This is a genomic window from Enterococcus sp. 3C7_DIV0644 (assembly GCF_002141235.1).
GTDB lineage: Bacteria > Bacillota > Bacilli > Lactobacillales > Enterococcaceae > Enterococcus_D > Enterococcus_D entomosocium.
Window position 1 is genome coordinate 486,030 of sequence record NZ_NGLK01000001.1, and the last position, 14,307, is coordinate 500,336.

Annotated in this window: 15 protein-coding genes; 8 read left to right on the forward strand and 7 right to left on the reverse strand. The window is 43.4% G+C overall.

Features of this window, described 5'->3' with window-relative positions; all coding sequences use genetic code 11:
* Positions 1 to 165: 165 nt before the first annotated feature.
* The 4 genes from A5877_RS02425 to A5877_RS02440 are packed head-to-tail and all read left to right on the forward strand — an operon-like array spanning position 166 to position 3,245.
* Positions 166 to 1,356, forward strand: coding sequence for a helix-turn-helix domain-containing protein (locus tag A5877_RS02425; protein WP_086316290.1), 1,191 nt, complete (start codon positions 166 to 168; stop codon positions 1,354 to 1,356).
* Positions 1,349 to 1,576, forward strand: coding sequence for a PLD nuclease N-terminal domain-containing protein (locus A5877_RS02430; RefSeq protein WP_005235274.1), 228 nt, complete (start codon positions 1,349 to 1,351; stop codon positions 1,574 to 1,576). Before A5877_RS02425 ends, A5877_RS02430 begins: the two co-directional genes overlap by 8 nt.
* Positions 1,573 to 2,484 carry an ABC transporter ATP-binding protein gene (locus tag A5877_RS02435; protein ID WP_005235273.1) on the forward strand — a complete coding sequence of 304 codons (912 nt, stop codon included), beginning with the start codon at positions 1,573 to 1,575 and terminating at the stop codon, positions 2,482 to 2,484. The genes A5877_RS02430 and A5877_RS02435 overlap by 4 nt, the downstream gene beginning before the upstream one ends.
* Complete coding sequence (locus A5877_RS02440; RefSeq protein ID WP_005235271.1) at positions 2,481 to 3,245, forward strand: ABC transporter permease; 765 nt, start codon at positions 2,481 to 2,483, stop codon at positions 3,243 to 3,245. Before A5877_RS02435 ends, A5877_RS02440 begins: the two co-directional genes overlap by 4 nt.
* A gap of 52 nt (positions 3,246 to 3,297) precedes the next feature.
* Here A5877_RS02440 and A5877_RS02445 read toward each other — a convergent pair whose 3' ends face one another.
* The 4 genes from A5877_RS02445 to A5877_RS02460 form a co-directional block, all read right to left on the reverse strand.
* Entirely contained in the window at positions 3,298 to 3,915 is a 618-nt protein-coding gene (locus A5877_RS02445; RefSeq protein ID WP_008378566.1) for a YitT family protein, read from the reverse strand.
* Between the two features lie 168 nt (positions 3,916 to 4,083).
* On the reverse strand, positions 4,084 to 4,644 hold the full coding sequence (locus A5877_RS02450; protein ID WP_086316291.1) for an NAD(P)H-binding protein: 561 nt from the start codon (positions 4,642 to 4,644) through the stop codon (positions 4,084 to 4,086).
* 66 nt (positions 4,645 to 4,710) lie between these two features.
* Positions 4,711 to 5,115: a MerR family transcriptional regulator gene (locus A5877_RS02455; protein WP_005235261.1), complete on the reverse strand. Its 405-nt coding sequence runs from the start codon at positions 5,113 to 5,115 to the stop codon at positions 4,711 to 4,713.
* Between the two features lie 75 nt (positions 5,116 to 5,190).
* The gene (locus A5877_RS02460; protein WP_005235260.1) at positions 5,191 to 6,171 is read right to left on the reverse strand and encodes an aldo/keto reductase; all 981 of its coding nucleotides are present in this window, start codon (positions 6,169 to 6,171) and stop codon (positions 5,191 to 5,193) included.
* Positions 6,172 to 6,380: 209 nt separating this feature from the next.
* Between A5877_RS02460 and A5877_RS02465 the strand changes: the two genes are divergently transcribed.
* The gene (locus A5877_RS02465; protein ID WP_005235259.1) at positions 6,381 to 6,746 is read left to right on the forward strand and encodes an HIT family protein; all 366 of its coding nucleotides are present in this window, start codon (positions 6,381 to 6,383) and stop codon (positions 6,744 to 6,746) included.
* A 67-nt stretch (positions 6,747 to 6,813) separates the two neighbouring features.
* On the opposite strand, the gene A5877_RS02470 is transcribed toward A5877_RS02465, so the two are convergent.
* The 3 genes from A5877_RS02470 to A5877_RS02480 are packed head-to-tail and all read right to left on the reverse strand — an operon-like array spanning position 6,814 to position 11,025.
* Positions 6,814 to 7,662 carry a PRD domain-containing protein gene (locus A5877_RS02470; protein WP_005235258.1) on the reverse strand — a complete coding sequence of 283 codons (849 nt, stop codon included), beginning with the start codon at positions 7,660 to 7,662 and terminating at the stop codon, positions 6,814 to 6,816.
* 20 nt (positions 7,663 to 7,682) lie between these two features.
* Entirely contained in the window at positions 7,683 to 9,146 is a 1,464-nt protein-coding gene (locus A5877_RS02475) for a glycoside hydrolase family 1 protein (protein WP_005235257.1), read from the reverse strand.
* A 46-nt stretch (positions 9,147 to 9,192) separates the two neighbouring features.
* A complete protein-coding gene (locus A5877_RS02480; protein WP_086316292.1) occupies positions 9,193 to 11,025 on the reverse strand; it encodes a beta-glucoside-specific PTS transporter subunit IIABC in 1,833 nt (610 codons plus the stop codon).
* Between the two features lie 336 nt (positions 11,026 to 11,361).
* Between A5877_RS02480 and A5877_RS02485 the strand changes: the two genes are divergently transcribed.
* The 3 genes from A5877_RS02485 to A5877_RS02495 all read left to right on the forward strand — a co-directional run bounded on the left by A5877_RS02485 (position 11,362) and on the right by A5877_RS02495 (position 14,301).
* Positions 11,362 to 12,252: a dihydrodipicolinate synthase family protein gene (locus A5877_RS02485; protein ID WP_086316293.1), complete on the forward strand. Its 891-nt coding sequence runs from the start codon at positions 11,362 to 11,364 to the stop codon at positions 12,250 to 12,252.
* Positions 12,253 to 12,274: 22 nt separating this feature from the next.
* Positions 12,275 to 12,922, forward strand: coding sequence for an HD domain-containing protein (locus A5877_RS02490; protein WP_005235250.1), 648 nt, complete (start codon positions 12,275 to 12,277; stop codon positions 12,920 to 12,922).
* 314 nt (positions 12,923 to 13,236) lie between these two features.
* Complete coding sequence (locus A5877_RS02495; protein ID WP_016613416.1) at positions 13,237 to 14,301, forward strand: ABC transporter permease; 1,065 nt, start codon at positions 13,237 to 13,239, stop codon at positions 14,299 to 14,301.
* Positions 14,302 to 14,307 lie beyond the last annotated feature (6 nt).

Genomic DNA, 14,307 nt, shown 5'->3' on the forward strand with positions numbered 1-14,307 from the left:
TGCCTCTCCTTCTAGATCATCTCTTTGTCAGAGATGGGGGCACCTACGTTAATAATCAACCTATGGTTAATCAAATCAACCAAAAGTTAACTAGTAATCCATTGTAAGTTATCCCTTCTCCTCTTATGATAGAAGTATATCAAACAAACCTATCGGAGGTGTACTATGGACTTACCAATTGGCGAGGAAATCGCCCGGAGAAGAAAACACAGAGGCGTTACGCAGCAAGAATTAGCAGCATTTATGAACGTGTCAAAAGCATCCGTTTCAAAATGGGAAACGGGACAGACGTATCCAGATATCACTTCACTGCCCTTATTAGCGGCGTATTTTGATTGCAGCGTCGATGAATTATTGATTTTAGATTCGCAGCTATCACCTAAAGAGATCCAGCGAATCTACCAATTATTAAAAGACGCCTTCCAAACAAAAACACCAACGGAAGTTCTCGCTCTTGCTCAAAGTTTTACCAAACGGTATTACTCTTGTTATCCATTCTTATTACAAATGGGGTCCTTTTACTTGAATCATTGGAATCTGTTGCCGGATGTCCCCGTAGAAGGCGTCCCGAAAGGGCAAACTTACGAAGACGCTTTGATGGAAGCAAAGAAAAATACCTATTTGAAGGAAGCAGAAACCCTGTACCAACGGATCATGGACCAAGGAGACAGTGAGCTGGCACAACAAGCGAAACAGATCGATGCTTATTGTCTTCTGATGAGAAACAAGCCAGAAGAAGTCTTGGCGATCCTTGGCACGAAAACTCTCTCTTTTTTACCTAGCGAACCGTTGATTGCCGCAGCATTTCAGCAAAAAAATCAGTTGCAACAAGCTGAGATCGTTACGCAAAGTGCGATTTACCAGTACTTAATTATTTTTATGAGTTTGCTAACGAATTATTTAGCAATGCTCACACAAGACGAGGAGCAACTGGAAAAAAACTATGCACGTGGACTGGCACTCAGCGAGAGCTTCCAACTGGCCGAATTGCATCCCCTTTCTTTACTGAATTTTCTAGCCGCTGGGATGGTTTCGTTTGCTGCTTTAGGAAAAGAAAGCTTATTGTTACAAGCATTAACGCTGTATGTCAAAACATTAGAAGCTACTCCAGAGGAAATCGTTTTGAAAGGAGATGATTATTTCAACAGCATCGATGAGTGGATCAGTGAATTAGAATTAGGGAGTCAGATCCCGCGTAACTCAGGTAGTGTCAAAAAACAATTTCTTGCAATAGCACAGCTGACACCCTTGTTTGAACCGTATCAAGAAAAACCCTCATTTAAAGAGTTGTTTCAGCGCTTGAGCAATCTGGCTGAACAAGTATCTAATTCGCAAAGGAGTGACTCACATGAATAGTTTTTCACTAAACGTACCAGAAAATATATCTGATTATTTGCCCATACTGATCCCTCTGATTCTTTTGCAATTGATCTTGATCGTTTTGGCAGTTCGAGATATTTTAAAACAAGAACAATTTAAGTTCGGCTCTCGTATTCTTTGGCTCTTCATCGCCTGTTTTGTTAGCCTGATCGGTCCTATCCTTTATTTTGCTTTTGGAAAAGGGGATCAACAATGAAGATGATCGAGATCAATCACTTATCCAAACATTTTGGGCATAAACAAGTGCTACAAGACCTATCCTTTTCGGTCCCCAAAGGGAGTGTCGTGGGATTTGTAGGGGAAAACGGCGCCGGCAAAACAACCACCATGAAAGCGATTTTAGGATTACTCCCTATTGATGAAGGCGAAATCACTGTCTGTGGCGAACCAGTACAATTTGGCTCAACCAAGACCAATCGCTGGATCGGCTATTTGCCAGATGTGCCGCAGTTTTACTCTTTTATGACAGCTGTAGAATATTTGACTTTCTGCGGAAAAATTCAGCCAAATAAAGAATCTTTTCAGCCTCAGCGAGTGATGGAAGTCTTAGAGTTGGTAGGCCTGAAAGCTTCGAAACAAAAAATCGCTGGCTTTTCTCGCGGCATGAAGCAACGTCTAGGGTTAGCCCAAGCTCTGATCAACCGCCCCGCCATCTTGATTTGTGATGAACCAACATCCGCACTAGACCCTCTAGGACGCAAAGCATTTCTTGATGTATTGGAAAAAATCAAAGAAGAAACGACAGTGCTTTTTTCCTCTCATATTCTCGCAGATGTCGAACAGCTGTCAGATTATATTGCGATTTTGCACAAAGGTCAGATCCGTGCGTTCGAAACGATGGATTCCTTGAAAAACCGTTATCGAAAAACCGTCTTTGGGATTGTCTTTACCGACGAAGGTGACCATTTAAAATTTGCCAAAGTGTTAGCAATCCACGGTATTTCGGCGAAAAGAAAGAACAATCAATTACTGATCGATGAACAAACTGGAACCAATATCGGTTCACAGCTGCTACAATTGCTGAACGAACAACACATTGTCCCAGAATCCTTTCAAAGAATCGAACCATCGTTAGAGTCGATTTATTTGGAGGTGATCAAATGAATGCGTTTCTTGTTTTCTTAAAGAAAGAGTTTCTCGGCGGTCTTCGCAGCAAAAAACTACTGATTTGCTTGATCCTGTTTGCCCTGATTGGTATGCTTTCTCCCTTTACTGCCAAAATCATGCCAGAACTGATGGCCAGTATGATGCCGGAATCGATTGAAATCACGATTGCTGATCCGACATCGATCGATGCGTGGCTTCAGTTTTACAGCAACATCGGCACGATTGGCCTGCTAGTATTTGTGATTCTTTTTACCGATACGCTCTCAGCCGAAATAAATCAGGGTACCTTTATTCAGCTGATCACCAGAGGCTTACCAAAAACCACGATCGTCATAGCAAAAGCTTGCTATTTAATGATTCTTTGGTCTTTGAGTTACCTCATAAGTGCCAGTGTCAGTGCTTTTTATACGATGATTTATTTCGATGATTCCAGCGCTGCTCAAGTCCCTAGCGCTTTGGTCAGCTATTGGCTTTTCGGTTTACTAGCAATCAGCATCCTGCTGCTAGGTTCCAGCTTTGCTAAAAGTATCTATCAAGGTTTGTTGTTTATTGGCGTCTGTTATCTGATGGGCATGTTAGGCAACCTATGGAGTCAAGTAACAAACTGGAATCCATATTCCCTTTCCAGCCAATTTCCTAACTACTTAACCGACCAAATCAAACTAGGGGAACTGCTGCCAGCACTGTTGTTAACTTGCTTTTTGATCATCGCTTGTTTGACTGGTTCCATAGCTGTTCTAAGAAAAAGAAAATATTAAAAAACATCGGTGCAGATTTTTTGCACCGATGTTTTGCTTCTGAAATGTTACTCTATTTTGCTGTTCCTTGGACTTTCACAGATTTCTTGGCCTGCATTTTTTGTTCGATTCTCATGAAGAGGCGCATGAAGAAGGCAATCAAGTAGATTGAAAAGGCAGAAATAAGTGCTTCTTGCCAAGAAAAGATCAGAAGGTTCAATAAGATGATGATCAAATTGGTTAAGAAAACCCCACTAGATCTGCGAATGCCATAGTATTTTTCCAAAATTAGTGGCGGAATCGTCACGCCGCCATTAGACGCACCAATTTTGTAGAGCGAAAAGATGCCGAAGCTAAAGAAGAAACTACCTAAAATCAATGAGATGGAATAAAAGCGCAGCAGCATAATTTCTGGTAAAAGTGCTAGAAGAACGGGAAATGCCAAACTACCGATAACCGTATTGACAAAGACCTCTCGTTTCAAAAGTAAAAACGCAAGGGCCAGCATCAATAAATTTATACCCCAGACAACGATATGGCGATTGATCGACCAGCCAGTTTCGATGAGGTAGCCAATCGACCCGACGCCGGCAGAAGCAATGCTGTGAGGTAAAAGGAAGAAGTTTAATGCGATGCAGATCCATAGCACCCCAAGCAATAAAGCAAGATTTTTTTTGATAAGTGTTTCCATCAACGTTCTCCTTTCGATCTGGCAACTATTTTTATGTATAAAAGCTTCTGTCTATTCTATCAAAAAAATCGTAAAAGAAAGAACCAATTTTTTCATGAAAACATGAAAAAATTGATTCTGACCTTCAAGAAAGTATTCTGCTATTTTTTCATTCCTTTAAGATTGCTGTTAAGCTGCACAGCAATCACAAGCGGAAAGGATTTCTTCTACAACAGATTCCCGCCATGCTCTTCTATTCGCCATACGTTTCTTCTCTGACGGCAAATGAACAAAGTAAACCGACAATTCTGATCCTTTAATCAATTGATAGGACATCAAGCGATTTTTTTGCTGCAATAACAGCTGATGCTTTTTCGGGGAAAGGGAAAGATCAGTTGCGGACACCAATTGCTTTAATGCCTCTGGATGACAAAGGTTTCTTTCTGGTGCGACACTGATCAATTGGCTGACCTCTGCTAATTTCATCGCCTCGATCACCCGCAGCGTTGCCCGCGAATCATGGATATCCGTCAAAAAAACCGACTGGCAACCTTGCAATGCCCGAACGAGTCGTCCTAAATCGAGAAAGTCACCATCAATGATCGTCTCACGCGCAGCATCAATCTGTTGTAAACGCTCCGTTGCCTGGCGGGCATAGAGTACTAGGGAGAAATTGGTTCTTTCTAAAAGTGTTTGGCGTATCAGCTGCCCAATCGTTCCAGCAGCACCTAAAATCGCAAGTCGTTTCATAAGCTTCCTTTCTATTGGATTCCATTGAGCAGAACGTTTCAATTTCCATAGTAGCGAATTCAGTCATTAAGACTTAGTGACCAAATTGGCTTTTCGTTGACGCAATCGTTCTTCTGTCGGCAGAACATGCTCGTCGTAATGTTCTAGTTTGTATTCTAAACGTTCAACAGCTTCCGTCATATCTGAGATTTTCTCCCTGAGTACCGCAATTTGTTCTGCTAAGAGCTGCTTGCGCTCAGGAACCGTCCCTCGCCCTTCTTCAAATAAAGCCAGGTAATGACTCAACCCATCAATCGATAGTCCAGCATTACGCATTTGCCTAGTAAAGGTGATCCATTTTAAGTCGTCATCATCAAATTCACGAACACCGTTTTTATTGCGTTTGACCGGCGGAATCAGCCCAATTTTTTCATAGTAACGGATGGTATCAGCTGAGACACCGCTCAGTTCACTGACTTTTTTGATATTCATGACTTCACTTCCTTGTTTTGCATTTTTTCCTAGATCGTTTTGTATGCTACGAGCCAGAAGCCCTTTTGTTACTCGTTATTCCGCTCCTACCACTGCATGAGGCAAGTAAGGCTCTTCCAAATAAGCAATCTCTTCGGCAGTCAGCTTTAGATCAAGGGCAGGTAAAGCATCCAATAAGTGGCTTTCTTTTGTTGCGCCAATAATTGGTGCGACCACTTGTTCTTTTTGCAATAACCAAGCCAAGGCGATTTGCGACCGTTTGCTTTGGTGATTGTCAGCGATCTTTGCGACTCGTGCCACGATCTCCCGGTCTTGTTCCATCGTTTTGTCGTACTTTTGATTGGCGGTTTTATCCGTTAAGTACCGTTTGGTCTCTGCACCCCAATCTCTTGTTAAACGTCCAGCAGCCAAAGGACTATATGGCGTCACGGCAATTTTTTGATCGGCACACAAGGGCATCATTTCTCGCTCTTCTTCTCGATAAAGCAAGTTTAAGTGATTTTGCATCGAAACAAATTTGGTCCAGCCATTTTTCTCTGCAACTGCTTGTGCTTTGGCAAATTGCCAAGCGTACATCGCGGATGCACCAATATAGCGCACTTTTCCAGAAACCACCAAATCATGTAAGGCCTTCATGGTTTCTTCAATTGGCGTGTGGTAATCCCAACGATGGATGATATACAAATCAATGTAGTCCATTTGTAGGCGTTTTAAGCTTTGTTCGACTTGATAAAAGATCGCTTTTCGAGACAGCCCTCCACTGTTTGGCCGTTGCTTCATTTTTGAATACAGTTTTGTGGCAACCACGATCTCATCCCGCGGAGCAAAATCATTCAATGCTCGACCGACGATTTCTTCGCTCGCTCCATAAGAATAGACATTTGCCGTATCAAAAAAGTTGATGCCTAGATCCAAGGCTTTTTTGATGACTTCGCGACTATCTGCTTCTTCTAACACCCACTCATGAAAGCCACTATTGGGATCGCCAAATCCCATTGTCCCTAAACATAATGGTGACACATCAAGTCCCGTATTGCCAAATTTTACATAGTTCATTTGCTCGTCCTCCTGTTTTTTAAGTTACACTAAGCATACAGGTTGAAGTGCACTCTAAGTCAAGCGAATCAGCAAACTTTTTTTCATTTTACTCGCAAATGACTCATAATGACATGCTTTTTGTCGTGCGTTTCATTTCGAATCAGCTTTTGGTACACTAAAGATAAGTATCGATACGCTATCTAGCTGAGAAAAAGGAGCGGAAGATTTTGACTTGTATTTTTTGTACTGCCTCAAAACATGCGATCTTTGAAAACGAACGCTTTTATGCGATCTTTGATAAGTTTCCCGTCACCCCTGGACACCTGCTATTGATCCCCAAAGAACATCGAAGGGATTATTTTGCCCTCACCCAAAAGGAATTACAAGACTTGCAGGCTTTGTTGCAGGAAGGCAAAGCCTATTTGTTGGAAACCTATCGACCAGACGGCTTCAACATCGGCTTCAATTGCGGGGAGGCTGCCGGACAGACGGTCTTTCATTGCCATTGTCATTTGATCCCACGCTACCAAGGCGACGTGGAGGAACCAAAAGGCGGCGTTCGAGGCGTGATTCCTGACAAGCAAGCCTACTAAATACAAACAAGCCGTTTCTTCCAGCAAAGGGAAACGGCTTGTTTGTGTTTGTTAAAAATGAGGACGCTTAGGAATTGATCGCTGAATGGTTCATCAACCGATTGATATGAACGCCTAGATAGACGATTTCATTGACAGGGATCTTCGTTTGATATTCTTTATCGATATAGGCTTTGACTTTTGTCGCGATCTCCATAGCATTTGGATAAAGAGCCCACATTTGACGGTATAGTCCTTCGTCTTCTTCTTGCAGCAGACCATCCAAAAAGAACCGGTCAACGAAGAAACGCACGTGGGTGATAAAGCGATTATAATGGATCGAATTGGTGTTGACGTCTTGCTGGATCGAGTAGCGTACCATATTGACGATCAACCCGATCAATTTGGCTTTTTTCAACCCATCTTGATTTTCCTCGGTGTTCGACTGGGCATTGATCAAATGAAACGCGATATTGGAGGCTTCTTCTTCCGGCAGATCAATTTGATACTTCTCTTTCAACAAGCGTAGTGCCTGTTCGGCGGCTCGAAATTCCTCCGTATAGTAATTCTTGATTTCCCAATAGAGTCGATTCGTCACACTCAAGCCTTTTTGCTGACGTTCCACAGCAAAGTGCAAGTGATCCGATAAGGTAAGGTAAATCGTTGAATTTAGCGGATAGGGCAGCATTTTTTGCGCCAGCTGAACGATTTCTTTGGTCATTTCAAAATAGTACAACGGAATCTCATCCACCAAATCGGCAAACTGACCCGATTTTTTTTCATCGATTGGCAGAAAAACTTGATCGATCTGGGTATCGGCTATGCTGTCGCCGACTTTCTTTCCATAGCCGATCCCCTTCCCAAGTGCAATCATTTCCTGGCCTTCCTTATCAACAAGTACGACACTTGAATTTAAGACTTTCTTGATGTAAATCATGCACTCTCGCTCCTCACTGTTTATTCTGCCAAACTTGCGCCATTGGTAGCGATCACTTCTTTGTACCAATCGAAGGAATCTTTTTTCAAACGGTCATAACTGCCGTTTCCTTCATCATCGGCATCCACATAAATGAAGCCGTAGCGTTTCGTCACTTGTGACGTCCCAGCACTGACCAGATCGATCGGTGCCCATGAAGTATAACCAATCAAATCGACTCCTTCATCGATGGCTTCCTTCATTTGTTTGAAGTGTGCCTTGAAATAATCGACCCGATACGGATCATGCACTTGACCGTCTTCAAGGACATCCACGGCACCCATACCATTTTCAACGATCATCAATGGCACTTGATACCGATCATACAATGAAAGCAAGGAGATTTTCAAGCCTTTAGGATCGATCTGCCAGCCCCATTCAGTTGACGGCAGCTTGGGATTTTTTACCCCTAAAACCGTATTGCCCGGTGTCCGTTCCGCATGTGGGTCGCCTGATTCAGCCATAGACATATAATAACTGAAAGAAAGAAAATCAACGGTGTGATCTTTTAAGATTTGGCGGTCTTCTGGTGCCATTTCAATCTTGATGCCCCGTTTTTCCAGATCTTTTTCAATCATTCGCGGATAAGCACCTTTGACTTGAACGTCCGCATAAAAATCATTTTCCAAGTTTTTCTTTAAAGTTAATTCAACATCCAATGGGTCACAAGTCAATGGATACGTCATCAACTTCGTGATCATACAGCCGACTTTGTTGTCGGGATTTATTTCATGGGCGATTTTTGTCACTAATGAGCTGGCCACAAATTGGTGATGGAGGGCTTGATACACGTCTTGCTCTTCCTTACCAGCTTCTGATTGCTCAGGAATGAGACCTGCTGTTGTAAAGGGATGACGATGGATACTGTCGATTTCGTTAAAGGTCAGCCAATACTCCACATACTCCCCAAATTCTTCAAAGCAAACGGTCGCAAAACGGACAAAGTCATCGATCACTTTACGTTCCACCCAGCCATTGTACTTCAAGCTAAGCGCTAACGGCATCTCATAGTGAGACAACGTTACGATCGGTTTGATTCCCAAACGCTGCATTTCTTGGAAGACATTGCGGTAAAAAGCGATCCCTTCTGGATTGGGTGTCGTTTCTTCCCCAGTTGGGAACAATCGGGTCCATGCAATCGATAAACGCAATACTTTAAAACCTATCTCCGCAAATAAAGCCAAATCTTCTGGATAGCGATGATAGAAGTCGATCCCTCGGCGTTTTGGATAGATGGTATCCGTTGAATCCGCCATTGCTTCTTTGACGGCTTCAACAGTCACGCTCATATGTGCTGCAAAGTTTTTCACGTCGACATGAGGTTTGTAAGTAGCCACATCCGCTACCGACAAGCCTTTGCCGCCAAGATTCCATCCCCCTTCTACTTGATTTGCGGCGATAGCGCCACCCCATAAGAAGTCCTTTGGAAAAGTTGTTTCAGTCATTTTTTCAATCCCCTTTTACATTGTTTTTGTTGCATTGCTCATTGGTTTAGACGATCGGTGCAATCGATAAAACACCTTGTTCGTTGCGCTCATCGGTTGATTCGATCGGTTTGACCGTAAAGTTCTCTTGATTGGTGACCACACAGATCACGATTGGATCAAACCCAGCTGCTTTGATGGCATCTAGATCAAATTGAATCAGTGGTTGCCCTTGTTTCACTTGATCCCCCGCTTTCACGTAAGGGGTAAAGTGTTTGCCTTCTAATTGAACGGTATCCAAGCCGATATGAAAGAGCAATTCTGCGCCATTACGAGTTTTTAACCCGATCGCATGGTTGGTTTCAAACAACATCGTGATTTCGCCATCTTCCGGTGCGATCAATTCGCCAGACGTCGGGATGATCCCGAAACCTTCTCCGATCATACCGCTTGAAAAGACTTCATCGTTGACTTCAGATAGGGCTACCACTTGGCCTTCTACTGGTTTACTCAATACTTCGGCTTTCGGATCGGCAACTGTTGTCTTATTTTCCACTGTTTTGTCTTTGAATAAGAAAAGGACAAGGACGAAGGAAACAGCAAAGGATACCCCTAACGTGACTAATGCCCACACAAGATTCATCGGGTTGGCTTCATCGACGAACATAGTGATACTTGCTAGACCGGGACCAACTAATGCGAAGGCCTTGATGGCAAATAACCCAGCCACTGCACCACCAACTAGGCTGGAAGCCATCACGCCGTAAAGCACTCGTTTGTGCAGGATCGTCACCCCATACAAAGCAGGCTCGGTTATGCCAAAAAGGGCGGAGATGCCTGCAGAAACAGCGGTTGAACGAAGTTTTTGGTCTTTGGTCCGAACACTCACCGCAAAACAAGCACCGGCTTCTGCGATGTTATGTGCCAATGAGGCAGGTAAGTATAACAGCTCTGCCCCCATCTCACTCATAGACGAAACAGCATAAGGAATCATAGCTTTGTGCATACCGGTAACCACCATCAATGGTAAAACAGCGGCTAAGATCCCTGTTGCCACCCAACCTAAATGGGCATACAGCCAAATGATCGCTGCTGAAAAAATCGTTCCGACTTCAAAGCCTAATGGGCCTAAAATCAATAAAGCAACTGGAACCGTAATAACTAAGCTCATCATTGGAACAAAGAAGATACGGATCGGTTTTGGTGAGATTCGGGTAAACAGTTTTTCAATTTGAGCGTAAAATAAAACCGTTAAAATGGCTGGAAATACTTGTGACGCATAAGCGATATTTTGTAAACCGAAGCCCATGAAAGCTGCGCCATCTGTCAATAGTGTTGTTAGTTCAGGCAAAATCAAGGCACCGACAGCGGAAACCGCCACCAATTGGTTGACCTTTAATTTATTTGCCGTGGTGATCGCCACTAAAATCGGTAAGAAATACAATGGTGCGCCACCGATCAGATTCAAAATTTGATACGTTTGGCTGGTATTGTCCATCAATCCAGTGACAGAAGCAAGTAGCAGTAAGGATTTCAAGACGCCCCCACCAGCGACCGCTGGAATCAACGGTTGAAAAATCGAGATAATAAAATCAAGCAGGACCGCACCCCACGATTGTTTTTGTTTGCCTTCACTTCCTCCATCCGCTGTTAGCTCATGACCTAACACGTTCATAACCTCATCATACACTTCGACGACATCATTGCCGATGATGACTTGGCATTGGACATTTTGTCGCACCCCAATCACGCCATCGACTTTTTCCAAGGCATCTTTTTGTACGAGGCTATTGTCTTTTAAGGTAAAGCGCAAGCGTGTGGAGCAATGTTCCAAATGTGCGATATTTTCTTTTCCGCCAATCAACTCAACGATGGCAGTTGCCGTTTCTTTTACATTCATAATTTTCTTCTCCTTTAATTAGTTTTCCTTTGTTGGCCAAACAAAGAAAAAAGCAGGCAACACCTACAAAAACATTGAACGGAATCCAACGATCCCTTCCATGTTTTTTATAGGTCCTGCCTGCATTACCAGTCACATGCCTGTTTTATTACTTGCATAATACCATGCTTTATTTGAAAACGCAACCACCGTTTTAAAAATATTTTGCTAAGCCTTTTGCTGAAACGAGAAGTTTGCTACACTTAGTGGATAATCAGTTATTTCGTCTTCCTTGGCTTGCACCAGAAGCAAGAAGAACATCGCTGGCTAAACGTATCACAAGAAAGGATGAATCGGATGACTTCATTGAATCACTCACTGCATGTTGCCGTCCCAACAGCATTTGATCATGCAGAAAGACTTGACACGAAAAGGACGATCGCTCATATCTTGCAACTGCAAAAGCAAGGGATCAAATCGGTTTTGGTGTGCGGCTCCACCGGTGAACAGCACTCATTGACCTTAACAGAAAAAAAACAGCTTCTACATGCCTTAGCGCAAGAAACCAGCTGGGCAGCCGATTTCGAAGTCCTCTTCGGTTTAGCTGGCATCGTATTTCATGAAACGCTCGCGTTGGCAGAAGCAATCAGCAAAAATCCCCGAATCGATGGTGTGGTTTTAGGCTTTCCCCCTTATCTTTGCCTGACCCAAAAGGAAGCCGTCCTCTATGCTCAGGGATTGATCCATACTTGCGAAAAACCAGTTATTTTATACAACAATCCCCGCCGCACGGGCTTTGATTTATCTGCAGAAAGTCTCTTGACCTTGATCGCTGACCCTCGGGTGATCGGCTCAAAAGAAGCTTGCAGTAAGGAGCGAGTGCCTCAACTAAAAACAAAGACGGCTGCCGATTTTCGTTTTTATGCTGGTGGTGAAGCGGACTTGGCGGAAAAGGTCGCACTAGGGTTTAACGGGCTGTCATCAATGGCAGGAAACCTTTGTCCCGAGGAGATCCAGGTGATTTGGCAAGGGTTACTCAAAGGTGCTGCAACGATTTCTACGTCGGATGAATGGCAGAAAATGGAACAAGCAGCTGCCGGCGATCCAACAGATACCATCAGTTACCTTCCGTGGCTCAAGCAGCAAATCACCATTGATGGACAGCCCTTTGGCTTTTGTCGTCAGCCGCTAGGTCTAGAAACGAGTGATCGGTTTGGCACTGGCTCAATTCCCCCTCATCTAGCATAAGAAAGGCAGGAGAACCAGACAAATGAAGATTGATCCACAACTAAAGCACTATATTGAAAGCTCCATCATCCCACAATACAACCAATTGGATAGCAGTCACTCCCCAGCGCACGTCCACCAAGTGATCCAAAATAGTTTTGAGATTGCTGAAACATTGCCTGTTGACCTGAATATCGTCTATACGGTAGCTGCCTACCATGATATCGGCTTGCTCTATGGCCGCAAAAACCACGAAAGCAATTCCCGCAAGATCGTTGAACAAGATGCTGTGTTGCCACACTTTTTCTCTCCTCCAGTCATTTCAATGATCGGCGAAGCAGTAGAAGACCATCGTGCTTCGCTGCCTTATGAGCCTCGCTCGCTTTATGGCAAAATTATTTCCGAAGCCGATCGTGACTTAGATTTTGAGCGAATCCTCAAGCGAACCTTGCTTTTTGCTTATGAGAAAAAGCAACTCACAGATCTAGAACAATTGCACCAAGAAGCGTATCAGTACATTTCAAAGAAATATGGTCCTCAAAGTGAGCTGAAGGTTTGGTTGGATTATCGCAAAAACCAAGACGGTTTGGCGATCATTTATCAAAAATTAGCACAACCTGAAAGCTTCCGCCACACCTTTGAAAAAATCGTGCCGTTAGTTATCGCTACAAGCAAAGAAACTGACGATTGACACTTTGATCCAGCACCAGACTTTAAATAGAAACCCTCTGATTTCAAAATACGCCAAGTGTTTGCGTGCGCTGAATCAGAGGGCTTTTACTGTTATCCTAGTTCTTTTTCACTAAAATCCCCCGCTCCTTCGCTGCTCCAACGCTCCTATTGAAATCAGGGGGCAGCAACTGGTTTTCTTCAATCAACAGACGCCCTTCTAAATAACCTTCCTTTTTTCACCGAATTTACTCTTTGTAAGCAAGATAGTTTGCTGAAAATAAAAAAAATGGTATTTTTATTTTATCAAGTGATAAAATAATAGGAGGAATCGTTATGTTTTTGGCAATCAATGAAATACGCCATTCCAAATTGCGTTACGCCCTAGTCACAGGGGTCATGTTTTTAATCGCCTATCTGGTCTTTTTTTTAACTGGCTTAGCGTATGGGTTGGCTCAAGATAATCGGATGGCGGTCGACAAATGGGAGGCAGATCAAATTTTGTTGACTGAAGAAGCAAATGATAATTTAAACATGTCGATGCTTCCTCGCAGTCTTTATGACGAAGTCGATGCACCAGAAAAAGCTGTTTTGGCGCAAACCGCTGGGGTAGTGACTAAAGAAGACAACGGTGAAAAAGTCGATGTCACCTTTTTCGGCATTGATCCAGATCAATTTCTAGCACCAAATATTATCGATGGCGAGATGTTTGCGTCAGATGATGAAGCGGTCGCAGACAGCAGCATTGAGGAAGAATACGGGATTTCCATTGGTGACACCATCAAATTAGCCGGCAGTGACAAAAAATTGAAAATCGTCGGTTTTACAGATAACGCCCGCTTCAGTGTTGCTCCGGTCCTCTACACCTCGATCGGTGCCTATCAAGAAATTCGTTTTGAAAAAGAAGATGATTCAGAAAATGCCCGTATCAACGCGATCGTAACTCGTGGCAAAATCAAAGAAGTGCCAGATGATCTAGTCGCTACGGATATCAGCAAATTTATTAATGAATTGCCTGGTTACAACGCACAAGTGCTGACCTTTGGCTTTATGATCGGGTTCTTGATCGTGATCGCTGCCATCGTTATCGGTATTTTTATCTATGTACTAACGATGCAAAAATCAGAAATTTTCGGTGTCATGAAAGCCCAAGGGATCTCTAGCCGCTACATTGCTTTTTCGGTGATCGCCCAAACGTTCTTGTTGGCCACCTCGGGTGTTTTGATCGGTGGGTTGGCAACGATCGGTACCGCCCTCGTGTTACCTGCGGCAGTGCCATTCCAAATCAATCTATTATTCTTTGCTAGTATCAGTGTAATGATGATTCTGATCGCGATGCTAGGTGCTTTCTTCTCGGTGCGAACGATTGTAAAAATCGACCCATTGAAAGCAATCGGATAGGAGGAA

What these genes read in the sequence shown, in the direction of transcription:
- A5877_RS02425 (WP_086316290.1), top strand. Translation starts at nt 166, where the DNA reads ATGGACTTACCAATTGGCGAGGAAATCGCCCGGAGAAGAAAACACAGA.
- A5877_RS02445 (WP_008378566.1), bottom strand. Translation starts at nt 3,915, where the DNA reads ATGGAAACACTTATCAAAAAAAATCTTGCTTTATTGCTTGGGGTGCTA.
- A5877_RS02460 (WP_005235260.1), bottom strand. Translation starts at nt 6,171, where the DNA reads ATGAACTATGTAAAATTTGGCAATACGGGACTTGATGTGTCACCATTA.
- A5877_RS02440 (WP_005235271.1), top strand. Translation starts at nt 2,481, where the DNA reads ATGAATGCGTTTCTTGTTTTCTTAAAGAAAGAGTTTCTCGGCGGTCTT.
- A5877_RS02450 (WP_086316291.1), bottom strand. Translation starts at nt 4,644, where the DNA reads ATGAAACGACTTGCGATTTTAGGTGCTGCTGGAACGATTGGGCAGCTG.
- A5877_RS02480 (WP_086316292.1), bottom strand. Translation starts at nt 11,025, where the DNA reads ATGAATGTAAAAGAAACGGCAACTGCCATCGTTGAGTTGATTGGCGGA.
- A5877_RS02495 (WP_016613416.1), top strand. Translation starts at nt 13,237, where the DNA reads ATGTTTTTGGCAATCAATGAAATACGCCATTCCAAATTGCGTTACGCC.
- A5877_RS02475 (WP_005235257.1), bottom strand. Translation starts at nt 9,146, where the DNA reads ATGACTGAAACAACTTTTCCAAAGGACTTCTTATGGGGTGGCGCTATC.
- A5877_RS02435 (WP_005235273.1), top strand. Translation starts at nt 1,573, where the DNA reads ATGAAGATGATCGAGATCAATCACTTATCCAAACATTTTGGGCATAAA.
- A5877_RS02430 (WP_005235274.1), top strand. Translation starts at nt 1,349, where the DNA reads ATGAATAGTTTTTCACTAAACGTACCAGAAAATATATCTGATTATTTG.
- A5877_RS02485 (WP_086316293.1), top strand. Translation starts at nt 11,362, where the DNA reads ATGACTTCATTGAATCACTCACTGCATGTTGCCGTCCCAACAGCATTT.
- A5877_RS02490 (WP_005235250.1), top strand. Translation starts at nt 12,275, where the DNA reads ATGAAGATTGATCCACAACTAAAGCACTATATTGAAAGCTCCATCATC.
- A5877_RS02470 (WP_005235258.1), bottom strand. Translation starts at nt 7,662, where the DNA reads ATGATTTACATCAAGAAAGTCTTAAATTCAAGTGTCGTACTTGTTGAT.
- A5877_RS02455 (WP_005235261.1), bottom strand. Translation starts at nt 5,115, where the DNA reads ATGAATATCAAAAAAGTCAGTGAACTGAGCGGTGTCTCAGCTGATACC.